The sequence below is a fragment of the Azospirillum sp. TSH20 genome (assembly GCF_003115935.1).
GTDB lineage: Bacteria > Pseudomonadota > Alphaproteobacteria > Azospirillales > Azospirillaceae > Azospirillum.
Map to the genome: position 1 here is coordinate 1 of NZ_LGQU01000083.1, position 16,077 is coordinate 16,077.

16 protein-coding genes are annotated in these 16,077 nt (G+C 67.5%); 7 read left to right on the forward strand and 9 right to left on the reverse strand.

The genetic code is table 11. The features are described 5' to 3' along the window. The first annotated feature begins 443 nt into the window (after positions 1–443). The 7 genes from TSH20_RS22285 to TSH20_RS22315 all read left to right on the forward strand — a co-directional run bounded on the left by TSH20_RS22285 (position 444) and on the right by TSH20_RS22315 (position 6,994). A complete protein-coding gene (locus TSH20_RS22285; protein WP_109156044.1) occupies positions 444–1,070 on the forward strand; it encodes a molecular chaperone TorD family protein in 627 nt (208 codons plus the stop codon). Between the two features lie 17 nt (positions 1,071–1,087). Next, positions 1,088–1,339, forward strand: coding sequence for a formate dehydrogenase (locus TSH20_RS35760; protein ID WP_247871219.1), 252 nt, complete (start codon positions 1,088–1,090; stop codon positions 1,337–1,339). A 13-nt stretch (positions 1,340–1,352) separates the two neighbouring features. Continuing rightward, entirely contained in the window at positions 1,353–4,253 is a 2,901-nt protein-coding gene (locus TSH20_RS22295; RefSeq protein ID WP_109156042.1) for a formate dehydrogenase subunit alpha, read from the forward strand. An 18-nt stretch (positions 4,254–4,271) separates the two neighbouring features. Further along, entirely contained in the window at positions 4,272–4,949 is a 678-nt protein-coding gene (gene fdh3B, locus TSH20_RS22300; protein ID WP_109156041.1) for a formate dehydrogenase FDH3 subunit beta, read from the forward strand. Positions 4,950–4,951: 2 nt separating this feature from the next. Further along, positions 4,952–5,134, forward strand: coding sequence for a hypothetical protein (locus TSH20_RS22305; RefSeq protein ID WP_146205349.1), 183 nt, complete (start codon positions 4,952–4,954; stop codon positions 5,132–5,134). A gap of 25 nt (positions 5,135–5,159) precedes the next feature. After that, positions 5,160–6,212: a formate dehydrogenase subunit gamma gene (locus tag TSH20_RS22310; protein WP_247871218.1), complete on the forward strand. Its 1,053-nt coding sequence runs from the start codon at positions 5,160–5,162 to the stop codon at positions 6,210–6,212. A gap of 92 nt (positions 6,213–6,304) precedes the next feature. Beyond that, the gene (locus TSH20_RS22315) at positions 6,305–6,994 is read left to right on the forward strand and encodes a class II aldolase/adducin family protein (RefSeq protein ID WP_109156038.1); all 690 of its coding nucleotides are present in this window, start codon (positions 6,305–6,307) and stop codon (positions 6,992–6,994) included. Between the two features lie 13 nt (positions 6,995–7,007). Here TSH20_RS22315 and TSH20_RS22320 read toward each other — a convergent pair whose 3' ends face one another. The 9 genes from TSH20_RS22320 to TSH20_RS22360 form a co-directional block, all read right to left on the reverse strand. Next, on the reverse strand, positions 7,008–9,011 hold the full coding sequence (locus tag TSH20_RS22320) for a HAMP domain-containing sensor histidine kinase (protein ID WP_247871217.1): 2,004 nt from the start codon (positions 9,009–9,011) through the stop codon (positions 7,008–7,010). A gap of 199 nt (positions 9,012–9,210) precedes the next feature. Continuing rightward, complete coding sequence (locus tag TSH20_RS22325; protein ID WP_109156036.1) at positions 9,211–10,020, reverse strand: class III extradiol ring-cleavage dioxygenase; 810 nt, start codon at positions 10,018–10,020, stop codon at positions 9,211–9,213. Between the two features lie 169 nt (positions 10,021–10,189). Further along, on the reverse strand, positions 10,190–10,669 hold the full coding sequence (locus tag TSH20_RS22330; protein WP_109156035.1) for a F0F1 ATP synthase subunit B: 480 nt from the start codon (positions 10,667–10,669) through the stop codon (positions 10,190–10,192). Next, a complete protein-coding gene (locus TSH20_RS22335) occupies positions 10,666–11,316 on the reverse strand; it encodes an ATPase (RefSeq protein ID WP_109156034.1) in 651 nt (216 codons plus the stop codon). Before TSH20_RS22335 ends, TSH20_RS22330 begins: the two co-directional genes overlap by 4 nt. 94 nt (positions 11,317–11,410) lie before the next feature. Continuing rightward, positions 11,411–11,635, reverse strand: a complete 225-nt coding sequence (locus tag TSH20_RS22340; RefSeq protein ID WP_012973363.1) for an ATP synthase subunit C family protein — start codon at positions 11,633–11,635, stop codon at positions 11,411–11,413. Positions 11,636–11,714: 79 nt separating this feature from the next. Further along, on the reverse strand, positions 11,715–12,458 hold the full coding sequence (locus TSH20_RS22345) for a F0F1 ATP synthase subunit A (protein ID WP_109154072.1): 744 nt from the start codon (positions 12,456–12,458) through the stop codon (positions 11,715–11,717). A 12-nt stretch (positions 12,459–12,470) separates the two neighbouring features. Next, complete coding sequence (locus TSH20_RS22350) at positions 12,471–12,839, reverse strand: AtpZ/AtpI family protein (protein WP_109154071.1); 369 nt, start codon at positions 12,837–12,839, stop codon at positions 12,471–12,473. Positions 12,840–13,102: 263 nt separating this feature from the next. Beyond that, positions 13,103–13,717, reverse strand: a complete 615-nt coding sequence (locus TSH20_RS22355) for an SCO family protein (protein ID WP_109156033.1) — start codon at positions 13,715–13,717, stop codon at positions 13,103–13,105. A gap of 73 nt (positions 13,718–13,790) precedes the next feature. Beyond that, entirely contained in the window at positions 13,791–15,980 is a 2,190-nt protein-coding gene (locus TSH20_RS22360; RefSeq protein WP_109156032.1) for a bacteriohemerythrin, read from the reverse strand. Positions 15,981–16,077: the final 97 nt, after the last annotated feature.

A 16,077-nucleotide genomic window follows, 5' to 3' on the forward strand; every position in this document is an offset into this window, starting at 1 on the left:
AAGCGGGGAGGGTGAGGGGCAGTCCAAGAGTCCTGAACCTGCCTGATCCTTGCGCCACCCCTCACCCTTCCCACCGCTTTGCGGCGGGTCCCTTCCCTCTCCCGGGGCGGGAGAGGGACCTTTCCTCCTCGCAATACGACTTTCAAATTGCGACGGATTGTCGCGCTGAATTGGCCGCCTTCAAAACAAAGGGGCGCTCTGATAGCGCGAACATAGCGCGATGATAAAGTTTCATTTGTTCTCTCTTCCGGGCGCGTCCTTAGTTGACAAATGGACAGGTTCAGTCCTTCTATTATCCATCTGAAGAATGCTAAGCCACTGTAAGGCAACGGCTTTTCGCAGGTGCATCAAAAGGGGTGCAGGGCCTTGGGTCCAAATACGGCGCGCGGTGGGACCGTGAACGCCGACGCATCCGTCTTGTGTCCGAGAGGAGTTTGCGGCGCGTGTCCAGGGCCGTCGATCACACCGTTCCCCCCGCCGTCGCGGAGGAGGAGCTGCTGCGTGCGCAGGTCTATGCCCTGCTGGCGCGCCTGCTCGCCCGCGCGCCCGACGCGGCCTTCCTGACCGTGCTCGGTGAGCTGGCAGGGGAGGGCGGCGACTTCGGCGCGGCTCTCGACCAGCTGGTCGGCGCGGCGCGCGACAGCGATCCCGCGGCGGTGGAGGAGGAGTTCACCACCCTCTTCATCGGCGTCGGCGGCAGCGAGCGCACCCCCTACGGGTCCTTCTACCTGACCGGATTCCTGAACGAGAAGCCGCTGGCTGAGCTGCGCGCCGATATGGCGCGGCTGGGCATCGCCCGCGCCGACGGCGTGACGGAGCCGGAGGACCACATCGCCGCCCTGTGCGAGATGATGGCCGGCCTGATCGCCGGCGCCTTCGCGCCGGAGGATGGCGGGGCCGTCGGGCTCGATGAGCAGCGGGCCTTCTTCGACCGCCACATCGGCTCCTGGGCTGGGCGGTTCTTCGCGGATTTGGAGACCTCGCCGTCGGCCCGCTTCTATCGGGCGGTCGGTGCGGTCGGACGGAGTTTTCTGGCGGTCGAGGCGCGCGCCTTCGACCTTGCGGCGTAAAGGTGAGGAGCGAAGCCATGACGCGGAACGCGGTCAAAGCCACTGATGAAGCAGCAAAGCAGAACACGGACAGTCAGGGCACGGAAAAGGGTCTCGCCCGGCGCGACCTGTTCCGCGTCGCCGGTCTTGGCGTCGGCGCGCTGGGTGCCGTCGCGGCCGGCGTGACCGCCACGAGCGGAACGGCCGAGGCCGCCCCGGCCGAGACGACCTCCACGGGCTACCGCGAGACCGACCATGTCCGGAAGGTCTACGAAGTCAGCCGCTTCTAAGAGGAAAGCCCCGATGCTCATCAAGAAAAGCTCGGCCACCTCCGGCGGCCGCCATCTCGCCCGCAGCTTGACCCAGACGCTGGCGACCGCCACCGGCGTCACTGTCGACCGCCGCGCCTTCCTGCGCACCTCCGGCATCGCCGCCGGCGGCGCCGCGCTGGCCTCGGCCATGCCCTTCGGAATGGTGAAGAAGGCCGACGCCGCCACGGCCGCCACCGTCGCCGGGGCGCCGGTGAAGCAGATCAAAACGGTCTGCACCCATTGCTCGGTCGGCTGCACCGTGGTCGCCGAGGTGCAGAACGGCGTCTGGATCGGCCAGGAGCCCGGCTTCGACAGCCCGATCAACCTCGGTTCCCACTGCGCCAAGGGCGCGTCGGTGCGCGAGCACGCTCATGGCGAGCGCCGCCTGCGCTATCCGATGAAGATGGTCGACGGCAAGTGGACCCGCATCAGCTGGGACCAGGCGATCGAGGAGGTCGGCTCCAAGCTGCTGTCGATCCGCGAGCAGTCCGGCCCGGATTCGGTGTTCTGGCTCGGCTCTGCCAAGCACAGCAACGAGCAGGCCTATCTGTTCCGCAAGTTCGCGGCGCTGTGGGGCACCAACAACGTCGACCATCAGGCGCGCATCTGCCACTCCACCACGGTGGCCGGCGTGGCGAACGTCTGGGGCTATGGCGCCATGACGAACAGCTACAACGACATCCAGAAGTCGCGCGCGCTGTTCTTCATCGGCTCCAACGCAGCCGAGGCGCACCCCGTCGCCATGATGCATGTGCTGAAGGCTAAGGAGCAGAACAACGCGCCGCTGATCGTCGCCGATCCGCGCTTCACCCGCACCGCCGCCCACGCCAACGAATATATCCGCTTCCGTCCCGGCACCGACGTGGCGCTGATCTGGGGCATCCTCTGGCATGTTCTGCAGAACGGCTGGGAAGACAAGGACTACATCGCCAAGCGCGTCTACGGCTTCGACGACATCCGCGCCGAGGTCGCCAAATGGACGCCGGAAGAGGTGGAGCGCGTCACCGGCGTTCCGGGCTCGCAGCTGCAGCGCGTCGCCCGCACGCTGGCCTCCAACCGTCCGGGCACGCTGGTCTGGTGCATGGGCGGCACCCAGCATCACATCGGCAACAACAACACCCGCGCCTATTGCGTGCTGCAGCTGGCGCTCGGCAATGTCGGCGTGGCGGGCGGCGGCACCAACATCTTCCGCGGCCACGACAACGTCCAGGGCGCCACCGACTTCGGCGTCACCTCCGACAGTCTGCCCGGTTATTACGGGCTGGCCGAGGGCGCATGGCGCCATTGGGCGCGCGTCTGGGATCTCCCCTATGACGACGTCCTGAAGCGTTTCGGCTCCAAGGCGCTGATGGAGAGCACCGGCATTCCGGTGTCGCGCTGGTTCGACGGCGTGCTGGAAGCCAAGGAAAACCTGGACCAGCCGAACCCGGTCAAGGGCATGGTCTTCTGGGGCCACGCGCCGAACAGCCAAGTCCGTCTGCCCGACATGAAGAAGGCGATGGAGAAGCTGGAACTGCTGGTCGTCGTCGATCCCTATCCGACGATGACGGCGGTTCTGCCCGACCGCAAGAACGACTTCTACCTGCTGCCGGCCGCGACCCAGTTCGAGACCTCCGGTTCCGCCACCGCGTCCAACCGTTCGGTCCAGTGGCGCGACAAGATCGTCGAGCCGCTGTTCGAATCGAAGACCGACCACGAGATCATGTATCTCTTCGCCAAGAAGTTCGGCTTCGCGGCGGAACTGGTGAAGAACATCAAGGTCAACGGCAACGAGCCGCTGGTCGAGGACATCACCCGCGAGTGGAACCGCGGCATGTGGTCGGTGGGCTACACCGGCCAGTCGCCGGAGCGGCTGAAGCTGCACATGCAGCACCAGGGCACCTTCGACAAGACGACACTGCGCGCCGTCGGCGGCCCGTGCGACGGCGATTACTTCGGTCTGCCCTGGCCCTGCTGGGGCACGCCGGAGATCAAGCATCCCGGTTCCGCCAACCTCTACGACACCTCGCTGCCGGTGGCCGAGGGCGGCGGCGCCTTCCGCGCCCGTTTCGGCGTCGAGCGCAACGGCGTGACGCTGCTGGCCGAGGGCTCCTATCCGGAAGGGTCGGAGATCAAGGACGGCTATCCGGAAGTCACCATGGCGATGCTCCAGAAGCTGGGCTTCGACAAGGACCTGACGGCGGAGGAACTGGCGGTCATCCAGAAGATCGGTGGCGAGAAGATCGGTGCCGTGTCCTGGACCACCGACCTGTCCGGCGGCATCCAGCGCGTGGCGATCAAGCACGGCCTGAACCCGCCGGGCAATGCCAAGGCGCGCTGCGTCGCCTGGAATTTCCCGGACCCGGTTCCGATCCACCGCGAGCCGCTCTACACCCCGCGTCGCGATCTGGTCGCCAGCTATCCGACCTACAAGGACACCAAGTCCTGGCGCGTGCCGACGCTCTACAAGTCCATCCAGGACCGCGACGTGTCGAAGGAATACCCGATCATCCTCACCTCCGGCCGTCTGGTCGAATATGAGGGCGGCGGCGACGAGACGCGCTCCAACCCCTGGCTGGCCGAGCTGCAGCAGGACATGTTCGTCGAGATCAACCCGTTCGACGCCAACAATGCCGGCGTCAAGGACGGCCAGCTGGTCTGGGTCGAGGGTCCCGAGAAGGGCAAGGTGAAGGTCAAGGCCATGGTGACCGAGCGGGTCGGCCGCGGCGTCGCCTTCATGCCCTTCCATTTCGGCGGCGTGTATCAGGGGCAGGATCTGCGCTCCAAATACCCGGCCGGGGCGGACCCGATCGTGCTGGGCGAGGCCGCCAACACGGCGACCACCTACGGCTATGACTCGGTGACCCAGATGCAGGAAACCAAGACCACCCTTTGCCGCATCCAGGCGGCCTGACGCGCGGGAGTTTGAACCATGGCCCGGATGAAATTCCTGTGCGACGCCGAGCGCTGCATCGAGTGCAACGCCTGCGTCACCGCCTGCAAGAACGAGAATGAGGTGCCCTGGGGCATCAACCGCCGCCGCGTCGTGACCATCAACGACGGCCGGCCGGGGGAGCGGACGATCTCGGTCGCCTGCATGCATTGCTCCGACGCGCCCTGCAAGGCGGTCTGCCCGGTCGACTGCTTCTACCAGACCGCCGAGGGCGTGGTCCTGCACAACAAGGACCTGTGCATCGGCTGCGGCTATTGCTTCTACGCCTGCCCGTTCGGTGCGCCGCAATATCCGCAGGCCGGCAACTTCGGCACCCGCGGCAAGATGGACAAGTGCACCTTCTGCTCCGGCGGTCCGGAGGCCGACAATTCGGAGGCGGAGTTCAAGAAGTACGGCCGCAACCGTCTGGCCGAAGGCAAGCTGCCGCTCTGCGCCGAGATGTGCTCGACCAAGGCGCTGCTGGCCGGCGACGCCGACACGGTGTCGGACATCTACCGCCAGCGCGTGGCCGCCCGCGGTTTCGGCTCCGGCGCCTGGGGCTGGGGCACCGCCTACCAGACCAAATCGGGTCAGGAGCGCGGCCAGCCCGGCGGATCGCTGTTCCAGGGCACCGGCGGTCCGGCCGGCGGCCCGCCTGTGCAGAAGCAGGGGCTGTGACGGTGACGCGCCTCGTCCTGCTGGCGTTCGGCGCCGCGATCCTGCTGGCCGGTTGCCAGGAGGACGGGGCGCCGCGCCCGGTCCATCTCGACAAGGGTGTCTATCAGGGCGCGGCCGACACGCCGCTGAGCGCCGAGCAGGTGCGGGCGCTGCAACAGCGCACCGCCTATCAGGCTGTGCGATAGGGAGCGTCCGATGGAAGGTCATCGCATGAAGTCGGCTCTTGCCGCTCTGCTGCTCGGGATCGGTTTTGCCGGCGGCCTGGGCGGTGGCTTTGCGCTGCCGGCTGCCGCCCAGTCCAGCGTCCGCGTCGGCGGGCCGGTGGCGGAGCAGCAGGTCGACCGCGACGGTCCGCAGGTGCCGACACAGATCCCGGGCCAGAGCTTGGGCGACACGTGGCACGGCATCCGGCTGGGGGAACAGGGCACCGTCTCGATCCCCAACAAGCAGGCCGGCGTCTTGATCCAGTCGGAAGGCGAGGCGTGGCGTGCCGTGCGCAACGGACCGCTCAGCCAGTATGGCTCCTGGGTGCTGGGCGGCATCCTGGCCCTGCTCGCGCTGTTCTTCCTGGTTCGCGGGCGCATCCGCATCGACGGTGAGAAGACCGGCCGCACCATCCAGCGCTTCAACGCCTTCGAGCGTGGTGTGCATTGGATGACCGCCGGCAGCTTTGTTGTGCTCGCCATCTCCGGCCTGAATGTTCTCTACGGCCGGTTCACGCTGCTGCCGCTGATCGGGCCCGAGCCTTTCGCCGCCCTGACCCATTACGGCAAGCTGGCGCACAATTTCCTCGGCTTCGCCTTCATCCTGGGCGTGGCGCTGATCTTCGTCATGTGGGTCGGGCACAACATTCCGTCACGCCATGACCTGACCTGGTTCCTGAAGGCGGGCGGCCTGTTTTCCAAGGGCGTCCACCCGCCGGCACACAAGTTCAACGGCGGCCAGAAGGTCATCTTCTGGTCCACCGTCGTCGGCGGTGCTGCGCTCGGCTTCACCGGCGTGCAACTGGTCTTCCCCTTCAGCTTCGCCACGCTGGAGGAACTGCAGCTCTACCAGCTGGCCCACGCCGCCATTGCCGTCATCATGATCGCCATCATCCTGGCGCACATCTACATCGGCTCCATCGGGATGGAAGGCGCCTTCGACGCCATGGGAGACGGTCAGGTCGAACTGCAATGGGCGCGCGAGCACCATTCGCTGTGGGTCGAGGAGGTCACCGGCGAGAAGGTGCGCCACGGCCACCACGGGACGCCGGCGGAGTAGGGCACTTTGGGGGGACGCGCTCGTCGTCCCCCTTGACCCTTTCCGCACTCCATGGCCCCCTTGGCGCTCCCACCATCCCGGATGCGCCTGCCATGACCAGCCACCTTGCCGAACGCCAAGCCGTGATCGACGGCTGCCTCGCCATGAACCGGCTGGGCGTCAATCAGGGCATGTCGGGGAACCTGTCGCACCGGGTCGATGGCGGCTTCCTGGTCACGCCGACCAGCATGGCCTATGACGCCGTGACTCCAGCCGACATCGTCGAGATGGGCTTCGACGGCACCTATCTGGGTAACCGTCGTCCGTCGTCGGAATGGCGCATCCACCGCGACATCCTGCGGGCGCGGCCGGACGTGACGGTCGTCCTCCACGCTCACCCGACCTTCGCCACCGCGCTGGCGGTGCATGGCCGCGGCATCCCGTCCTTCCATTACATGGTGGCGTTGGCCGGCGGCGATTCGATCCGCTGCGCCCCCTACGCCACCTTCGGCACGCAGGATCTGTCCGACCACGCCCTGGTGGCGCTGGAGGGGCGGCTGGCCTGTCTGCTGGCCAATCACGGCATGATTGTGCTGGGCACCACTGTGCAGTCTGCCCTGTCGCTGGCGGTCGAGGTGGAGACGCTGGCCCGCCAGTATCTCTTTGCCCAGCAGTTCGGCGAACCTGTGATCCTGCCGGCCGACGAGATCGCGCGGGTGGCGGACAAGATGCGGCGGATGAAATACGGCCAGCCGATCGACGACGGCGACGCGCCGGAAGACACCGCACGCCCCCGCTACTGACCCGCGGCTACGATTACGGTCCGATCTGAGTCATCGACGTGCTGCTGGCAAGATGCCCGGCCGGCTTCAAGGAAGCGACGCGCAGCAGCGGCTTGGCGTTGCCGACCGCCTCCACCTGCAGCGGACGCTCTTCCGCCGGCGGCTCATAGACGGCGGGCAGGGCGATGGTGATGCGTGTGCCCTGGCCGGGCTCGCTCGCCACCTCAATGTCGCCGCCCAGCATGGCGGTGTAGTGCCCGACCAGCGTCAGACCCAGCCCGGCGCCGCGCGGTTTGCCCTGGCCACGGGTCGCCACCGCACCGTTGCCGGCGCCCTGGACGAAGGGCTGGAACAGCCGGCCGGTCTGGGCGGTGGGGAAGCCACGGCCGGTGTCGGCGACGGTGAAGCGGTACCAGCGGGCGCCGTCGCGCTCCACCTTTTCCGCCGACAGGGTCACCGTCCCGTCCTGGGTGAACTTGCAGGCATTGTCCAGCAGGTTCAGCAGGGTCTGCCGAACTTTGGTGAAGTCGGAATGCATCTGGCCGAGCCCGCCCGGCGCCGACAGGTCCAGCGCATTTCCGTAGAGGTCGGCAGCCGGCATCGACCGTTCGCGCGCCTCGGTCAGCAGCCGGTTGATGTCGAAATCCTGCAGACAGACATCCATCGCCCCGGCCTCGACCTTGGCGTAATCGAGGATGGCGTCGACCAGGGTCGTCAGCTGCTCCCCGGTCCACTGGATATGCTCGACGTCGGTCGCCAGCTCGTCGACGCCCAGCCGGTGCAGGTCGGTCATCAGCGTCTGGCTGGCATTGACGATCTCGGTCAGCGGCCCGTGCAGTTCGTGGCCCATATTGACCAGGAAGTCGCTCTTGGCCTGGCTGGCGGCTTCGGCCATCGCCTTCTCGCGCAGCAGGCGGGTGTGCTCGATCTCCGCCTCGCGGCGCTCGCGATCGGTATCCTCGGCGGTGCCGCGCAGCGCTTCCACCGCGCGGGCCATGGCGGCGATCTCGTCCTGGCCGGTCAGCGCCGGCAGGGTGACGTCGGTGCGGCCGGCGGCAAGCGCCGTCACCGCGTTCGCCATCGTCCTCACCGGAACCGCGACGCTGCGCTGGACCAGCCAAAGCGCGATGAGCCCGGCCAGCAGGATCAGGCCGCCGATCCACAGCGCCACGTTGGTGTAGCCGGACAGGCCGTTGCCCAGCGTTCCGCGCAAGGCCTGGATCCCGGCCTCCGACCGGCGGCGGATTTCGCCCAGATTGGCGGCGATGCCGGCCGCGTTGGCCGCCATCGCCTCGGCGCGCAGATTGTCTTCTTCGACCACCGAGGATTCGATCGCCGTCAGCACGCCGCCCGCCTTCGCCAGCAGGGCGGTCACCTCGTCGATGGCCTGCTTGGTGCCGGGCACCCACAGGTAGCGGTTCATCTCCGCCAGCCGGTCGCGGGCGACGGCCAGTTGGGCGCGCATCGCCTCGGCATCCTGCGGATCGCGGCGGTCGATATAGCGGGTCAGATGTTCCTGCATCAGCAGGGTGGCGATGGCGGCGTCGCTGGCGAGTGCGGTCGAATCGACTCCGCCGGCATTCTTGAGCTGGTTCAGCTTCTGGCGGGTCTCGGCGACCAGAGGCTCCAGCACGCCGGTCATCTGGCCGTTGCGGTCGCCGCGCAGGGCGATCATCTTCTGCACCGCCGCCCAATAGTCTTCCAACGCGGCGCGGGCCTTGTCGATGCCCTGCCGGTCCGCCGTCTCCACCACGCCCTTCGCCAGCGCATCGAGCCGCTCGCGCAGCGTGTCGTGCCGCCAGGAGGCGTCGATGAGGCTCTGGTCGTCACCGTAGGTAAGATGGTCGCGCACCGCGACTTCCAGGTCGCGCAGGCTGACGTCTGCGTCGGCCGCCACCTGGGACAGGTCGGCGCGGCCGGAGAAGGCGCCGATGTCGCGCGACACCGCGTAAAACCAGCCAAGCCCAACCAGGGCTAGCAGGACCACCAGCCCAAGCGCGATGCCGAAGCCCGCGCCCACCCGCGCCGACACGGTCATGTCGCGGAATCGGGTCCGGCGGCCGCTCCGGGACAGAATGCCGTTCCGCTTCACACCGACTCCCGCTCGCGCTGTGCCTGACGATTCCCGCGTCCGACCGACCACAACCAATGAGCGGCCGGTCGCCGCGCGGCGCGGATTGTAGCTTGGCTATCCCCTCAGGCAAACAGACAAGTGTGCGACGGAGTACCGCCAAAGATCAGGCGGCGGCAGTCTCGGTGTCGGAGGAGGAGAACGCGTAGGCGTGCATGCCCAGGCTGCCATGTTCGAAGCCGGCATGCAGCCGCTCGGTCCTCGGCCGAGGACCGGCGGCGCCGAGAGCCACCGGCAGCGGCAGGAAATGCTCGTCCGTCGGGTGGGCGCGGCGGGCGTCCGGACTGGCGTCGAGCCAATTGCCGAGCGCATCGGCATCGCCGGCCTCCAGCGTGTTGTCCAGCCAGCCGGCGAAGCCCGTCGCCCAGGGGGCGGCGCTGGTGCCGCCGAAGCGGAACTCCCGCAGGTTGTGCACCGCGCCGCCGCTGGCGAGGATCAGCACGCCATCCCGCCGCAGGGGTTCGAGCGCCCGGCCGACAGCGATGTGGTCGGCGGCGCTGCGGCCGGGCATCACCGACAACTGCGCCACCGGGATATCGGCCTCGGGATACATCAGCATCAGCGGCACCCAGGCGCCATGGTCCAGACCCTGCGACGGGTCGACGACGGCTCCGGTCAGATCCGCCACCCGCCCGGCAAGCGCCGGTGCGCCCGGTGCCGGGTAGCGCATGCGATAGAGCGCATCGGGGAAGCCGTAGAAGTCGTGGATGGTCTCCGGCGCCGTCGCCCCGCTGACGGCCGGCATCCGCGTGGTCCAATGGGCCGAGACCGCGAGGATCGCGCTCGGCCGCCCAAGCCTGCGGCCCAGCCCGGCCAGGAAGTCGCGTCCGGCGCTGGTCTCCAGGATCAGTGTGGGGGCGCCGTGGGAGACGAACACGGAAGGGAGCGGGGCAGGGAGCGGGTTGATATCGGACATCGGTGAACGGAACTCCGGCCGAGCGATAGGGGAGGGCAGAGGAGGAGTGGCGACCGTTCCATTCGAGCAAAGAAAAACCCCGGCGCATAGGCCGGGGTTTTTCTAAAGTCCGTTGTCCACGCTGCAACAATCGCTGCCGCGGAACCCGGCTGACCGATCGGGGGACCGATCAGTGCAGATGCTTCGGCAACTCGCCGATCGACTGCTCGATCAGCTTGTTGGCCTGGGCGGCGGGCAGGCCGCCAGACAGGACGCGCTTGCTGGCGCCGATGGCGATGTCGACCGTCAGGTTGCGGACCTCGGCCAGCGCCGCGGCTTCCGCCTGGGCGATGCGGTCCATGGCCTGGGCCTCGCGACGCTTCAGCGACGCCTCCAGGTCGCTGCCGGCCTGGCTGCGCAGGCGGGCGGCTTCCTCGCGGGCGTGGGCCAGAACGGCCTCCGCTTCCTTCTGGGCGTCGGCCAGACGGCTCTGGTAGCCGTTCAGCAGGGCCTGTGCGTCCTTGTGGAGACGCTCGGCCTCGTCCAGTTCGGAGCGGATGCGTTCGGCACGGCCATCGAGCATGGTGCCGATGGCGGCCGACGCCTTCTTCCAGACCAGGGCCACGAAGATGACGAAGGCGACGAAGACCCAAAATTCAGGTGCGTTCATCCCCGGCGCTCCTCAAGCACGGCCGCGACGGCGGCATCCGCCTGGGCCTGATCGACCTCGACGCCGGCCAGACGGCCGGTGATGTCCTGGACGATGCCGGTCGACTCGGCGCGGATGTTGGCCAGAGCCTGTTCCTTCGCCGCGGCGATGGAGGCTTCGGCATTGCGCAGGCGTTCGGAGATGTCGGCGTTCAACTGGGCCTGACGGGCCTGGTTGTTCGCCTCGATCTCGGCGCTGGCCTCGGCGATGACGCCTTGGGCCTGGCTGCGGGCGCCGGCGAGGGACTTCTCGACCTGGGCCAGGATGGCCTCGGCCTCTTCCTTCAGCTGGGCGGCCTTGGCGAGATCGCGCGAGATGCGCTCCTGCCGCGCTTCCAGAACCTCAGCCACGCGCGGGAGCGCCTTCTTGGACATGAGGTAGTAGAGAACGCCGAAGGTCAGAGCCAGCCAGAAGATCTGGGTCGGGAAATTGGCGGGATTGAGCTGCGGCAGGCCGCCGGAAGCGTGCTCGCCGCCGTGCGCCGCGTCCGGAGCGTGCTCCGCCGCGGCCGCCAGGACGGTGCCGGCCATCGTGGTGAGGGTAGCGAGCGAAGCGCCCGCCACTCCCGACCAGCGGGCCAGCCGGCCTTTGGCCAACAGGTTCGGCATGATCGGTCCCCCTAGGCAAAGGAGCGGCGCCGAAACTCCGATCAGGAAGCCCGGCGCCGCGTCAGAGCTGTTTTTTTAAAAAGCCGCTCTGGCCTTAGGCGAACAGGATCAGGAAGGCGATCAGCAGGGCGAACAGCGCGACGGCTTCCGTCAGCGCGAAGCCCAGAATGCCGATCGGGAAGACCTTCGGCTGGACGGCCGGGTTGCGGGCGATCGAGCCGATCAGCGTCGAGAAGATGTTGCCGATACCCAGGCCGACACCGGCGAGGGCGATAACGGCAAGACCGGCACCGATGAACTTGGCGGCTTGAGGATCCATAGTACTCTCTTCCTCTAGGTAAGGGTGAACTTGTTGGAACTGTTGGTGAACTCAGGGTCCGGCGATCGTCAGGCGCTGCTTAGTGCAGTTCCAGGGCGTCGCGGATGTAAAGGCAGGTCAGGATCGAGAAGACGTAGGCTTGCAGGAAAGCCACCAGGAACTCGAAGCCGGTCAGGGCGACGTTGATCGCCAGCGGGACGAGGCCGGTGACGAAGCCCAGCGCGCCCATGCCGCTGATCATCATGACCGTGAAGCCGGCAAAGACCTTCAGCATCGTGTGACCCGCCATCATGTTGGCGAAAAGTCGGATCGAGAGGCTGACGGGGCGCATCACGTAGGAGATCACCTCGATCGGGATGAGGATCGGGGCGAGCGCGATCGGAGCGCCATGCGGCATGAAGAAGGAGAAGAAGTGCAGGCCGTGCTTCATCAGGGCCAGGATGGTCACGAACACGAACACCGTCGCCGCCAGCGCAAACGTCACGATGATGTGGCTGGTGAAGGTGAAGGTGTACGGGATCATGCCGATCATGTTGCCGATCAGCACGAACATGAAGATCGAGAACACGAACGGGAAATAGGGGCGGGCGTCGTGGCCGGCGTTGTCGCGCACCAGGTTCGCGACGAACTCGTAGAACATCTCGGCCAGCGACTGCAGGCGGCCCGGAACCATCGACTTGTTCGCCACGCCCATGACCAGCAGGGCGTAGATCGCCGCCACGGCCACGACCATGAAGAAGGCCGAGTTCGTGAAGGACACGTCGTAGCCGCCGAGCACGATCTGGAACAACGGGTTGATTTGGAACTGGTGCAGCGGATCCAAGGTCGTCCTCGCTCAGTGTGCGTCGCCGTCTTGGCGCTCGTTGTCGTCCCCAGTGGGCCGGCGGTAGCCGGCGGCGATGCCGAAGCCGGTGACGGCCCGGTAGACGTTCAGGACTCCCGCCGCGGCTCCCAGGAAGAACATGACGATCAGTCCCCAGGGCGCGGTGCCGAGCCAGCGATCGAGCAGAAGCCCGCCGCCGACGCCGACGATCATGGCCGCAACCAGTTCAGTCCCGATGCGCCAGGCGGTGGCGAGAGCACCCTGCGGCGGACGGTGGTATTTGCTACCGGGTCCGCCCGACCAGCCGCGTTGTCCCTCACGCGCCTTACGCAACCGGGCTTCGAGGTCATCCAAGGGATCGGGGGGCGATTTGTTGTTCATTTCGCCTCTCAATCACTCTTGGCTCGCAGCCATGCGAAAGCGGCGAGACCATACGGGCGGGGCGTTACCCTGTCAAGTCGCAAAACCTGTGGTGTAAGTCTTTGAAAGATAAGGAAAAGGGCCGAAAACTCGCGGATTCTGCCGCGGTGCGGCGCGATGTCCCGCTCCAGCATGCGAAAAAACCCGGTGGTATGACCGCTTTTCAGGGTTTTTTCGCTGCTTTTCACCCGGTCCGGGGCCGGTCCGCCCCCGGTCCGCCTGATTCAGCCCGCGATGCGGGACGACAGATCCTGCACGATCTTGTCGGCGGTGGTGCCGCCGGGATACACCCCGACGAACGTCCCGTCCGGCCCCATCAGGTAAATAAAGCTGGAGTGATCCATCAGGTAGTCGTCGGCTTTTCCATCCTTTTGCGGTGCTTTGGCATAATAGACGCGATAGGCGCGCGCCGCCTCCCGCACCTGCTCCGGCGTGCCGGTCAGGCCGACCAGCCGGGGGTGGAACAGGCTCACATAGTCCTTCATGTGCGCCACAGTGTCGCGGTCCGGGTCGATCGTGATGAAAATCGGCTGGACCTGCTCCGATTTCGGCCCCAGCCGGTCGAGCGCCTGGGTCATCACCCCAAGTTCGGTCGGGCAGACATCCGGGCAATAGGTATAGCCGAAATAGATCAGCATATACTTGCCGCGGAAGTCGGCGTCGGTGACCGACTTGCCGGTGTGATCGGTCAGCGTGAAGGGACCGCCGATCGGCACGGCGGACTTCGTTCCGCTTTCCACCGTGGTGGCGGCGTTGCGCACCTGCCACCAGGCGATCCCGGCGGACACGGCGATGGCGAGGACGGAGGCGGCGGCGATGCGCAGGATTCGTGTCTTCATGGTCCGTCAGGAATGGGGCCGTCCGCAGCCGAGGTCAAGGGGGTGCGGCGCCATCGCCTGGCCGATGCTCCGGTCAGGCCGCCTTCGCCTCGATGTTGCGGCCCGTTGCCGCCAGATGCTCGCCGATCCGCTTGTCGGCGCGCTGGATATGCTCGAACAGCCATTCGCGCAGCAGTGCCAGCAGTTCGTCCGCCACGGAGTCGCCGGCGTCCAGACGGCGGCGCAATTCGCCGGCACGGGTGCGCAGAGCCTCGTGCTGCGCCTTGTGGGCGGTGATGTCGGGGTAGCCGCACTGGTCCATCAGCCGCTCCTCCTGCTCGAAATGCAGGGCGGTGTAGGCCAGCAGCCGGCCGACGGCCTCGCCCAGTGCCCGGCGGTTGCCGCCCTCCCGTCCCTTCGGCCCGGCCTTGGCCTGCTGGGCGAGAGAGGCCGCCTCGTTCATCAGGGCGATCAGAATCATGTGGTCGGTGTCGATCACCTCCTCACCCACCGCAAGGCCGTCGGTCCAGGGCATGAACAGCTCCGACCCTTCCGACGGCGCATCATGCAGGGCGGTGAGCGGCGCGGAGTTGATCGCCCCGACATTGACCAGGAAGGCATCGACCATGCCACGCAGCCCCTGTGCCTGCTGCGACAGACCGCCGGCGGCTTCCAGCAGGGCGTCGGCCGACCGTTCGGTCTCCAGGGCGGCGCCGGACACCGCGTCGATGCTGGTGGAGACCTGCCGCGTGCCCTCCGCCGCCTCGCCGGCGCTGCGGGCGATCTCGCCGGTGGCGGCGCCCTGCTGCTGGACGGCGGTGGCGATCGAGGTGCCGATCTCGTCGCTGCGGGCGACGATGGTGCCGATCTCGCGGATGGCGGCAACGGCGGCACGCGTCGCCTCCTGCACGTCGGCGATATGGCGGGCGATCTCCTCGGTGGCCTTGGCGGTCTGGTTGGCCAGCGTCTTCACCTCGCCGGCGACCACGGCGAAGCCCTTGCCCATCTCGCCGGCGCGCGCCGCCTCGATGGTGGCGTTCAGCGCCAGCAGGTTGGTCTGCCCGGCGATGCCGGCGATCAGGTCGGCCACCTCGCCGATCTTCTGGGCGGCCTGGCCCAGCCCGTCGATCCGCTCGCCCGCCTTCTGCGACGCCTCCACCGCCTGAGTGGAGATGGCCGAGGAGGTCACCACCTGTTCGCCGATCACGGCGATCGAGCCGGTCAGCTGCTCCGCCGCCGAGGCGACGGTCTGCACGCTGCTGGAGGCCTGCTGCGAGGCGCTGGCTACGGAGGTCGCCTCGCGCCGGTTGCGGTCGGCGGTGGCGGACAGGGCGCGGGCGGTGGTCTCCAAGGTGCCGACGGCGCTGCCGACGGTGCGGATCGTCTCGGCGATGGTGGCGTCGAAACGGTCGGTCAGCCGTTTCAGCGCCTGGGCGCGCTGTTCGGTCACGCGATGCTCGATCTTCTGCCGCTCCCAATGGCCGGCGAGGTCGATCTGCTGGACGCGGAAGATTTCGACCGTGCGGGCCATGGCGCCGATCTCGTCGCCGCGGTCCAGGCCGGGCACGGCGACCGCGCTGTTGCCGCCGGCCAGATCCTGCATGACGCGGCCCAGACCGTCCAGCGGCCGGACGATGGCCCGGCTGACCAGCAGCGCCAGCAGCACCGCCGCCAGCGCAATCAGCAGCCCGGTGCCGGCCAGCCGCAGCGCGGCCTGACGGAAGGCGACGTCGACGTCGTCGATGTAGATGCCGGACCCGATCAGCCAGCCCCAGGGGGCGAAGCCCTTGACATAGGACAGCTTCGCCACCGGCTGCGCCGATCCCGGCTTGGGCCAGAGATAGTCGACGAAGCCGGCGCCGTCGGTCTTCACCACCCGGACGAACTCCTGGAACAGCAGCTTGCCGTTGGGATCGGCGTTGCGCGACACGTCGGTGCTGTCCAGCTCCGGCTTGATCGGATGCATGATCATGCGCGGGGCGAGGTCGGTGATGAAGAAATACTCGTCGCCATCGTGGCGCAGGGCCTTCAGCGCGGTCTTGGCCTTGTCCTGCGCCTCGGCGCGGGGGAGGGTGCCGGCGCGCTCCTGCGCCTCGAAATGGGAGATCAGGCTGTGGGCGACCTCGACGACGTTGCGGGTCTTGTCCTGGCGGTCGGCCATCATCTCCGCGCGCAGGCCGATCAGGCTGACCACGGCCACCAGGATCAGCCCAAGGCAGGCCGCGGCCAGGATCATTGCGATCTTGCCCTTGATGCTGATGCGTTCGAACAAGGCAACGGTCACGGCGGCAACCCCTTCGGCAACGAAACGGCGATGTCCATAAAATTTTCGGGACTTTTGCCGGACCGGGGCTGCTCGTCAAGCGGCAATGTTCGTGTAT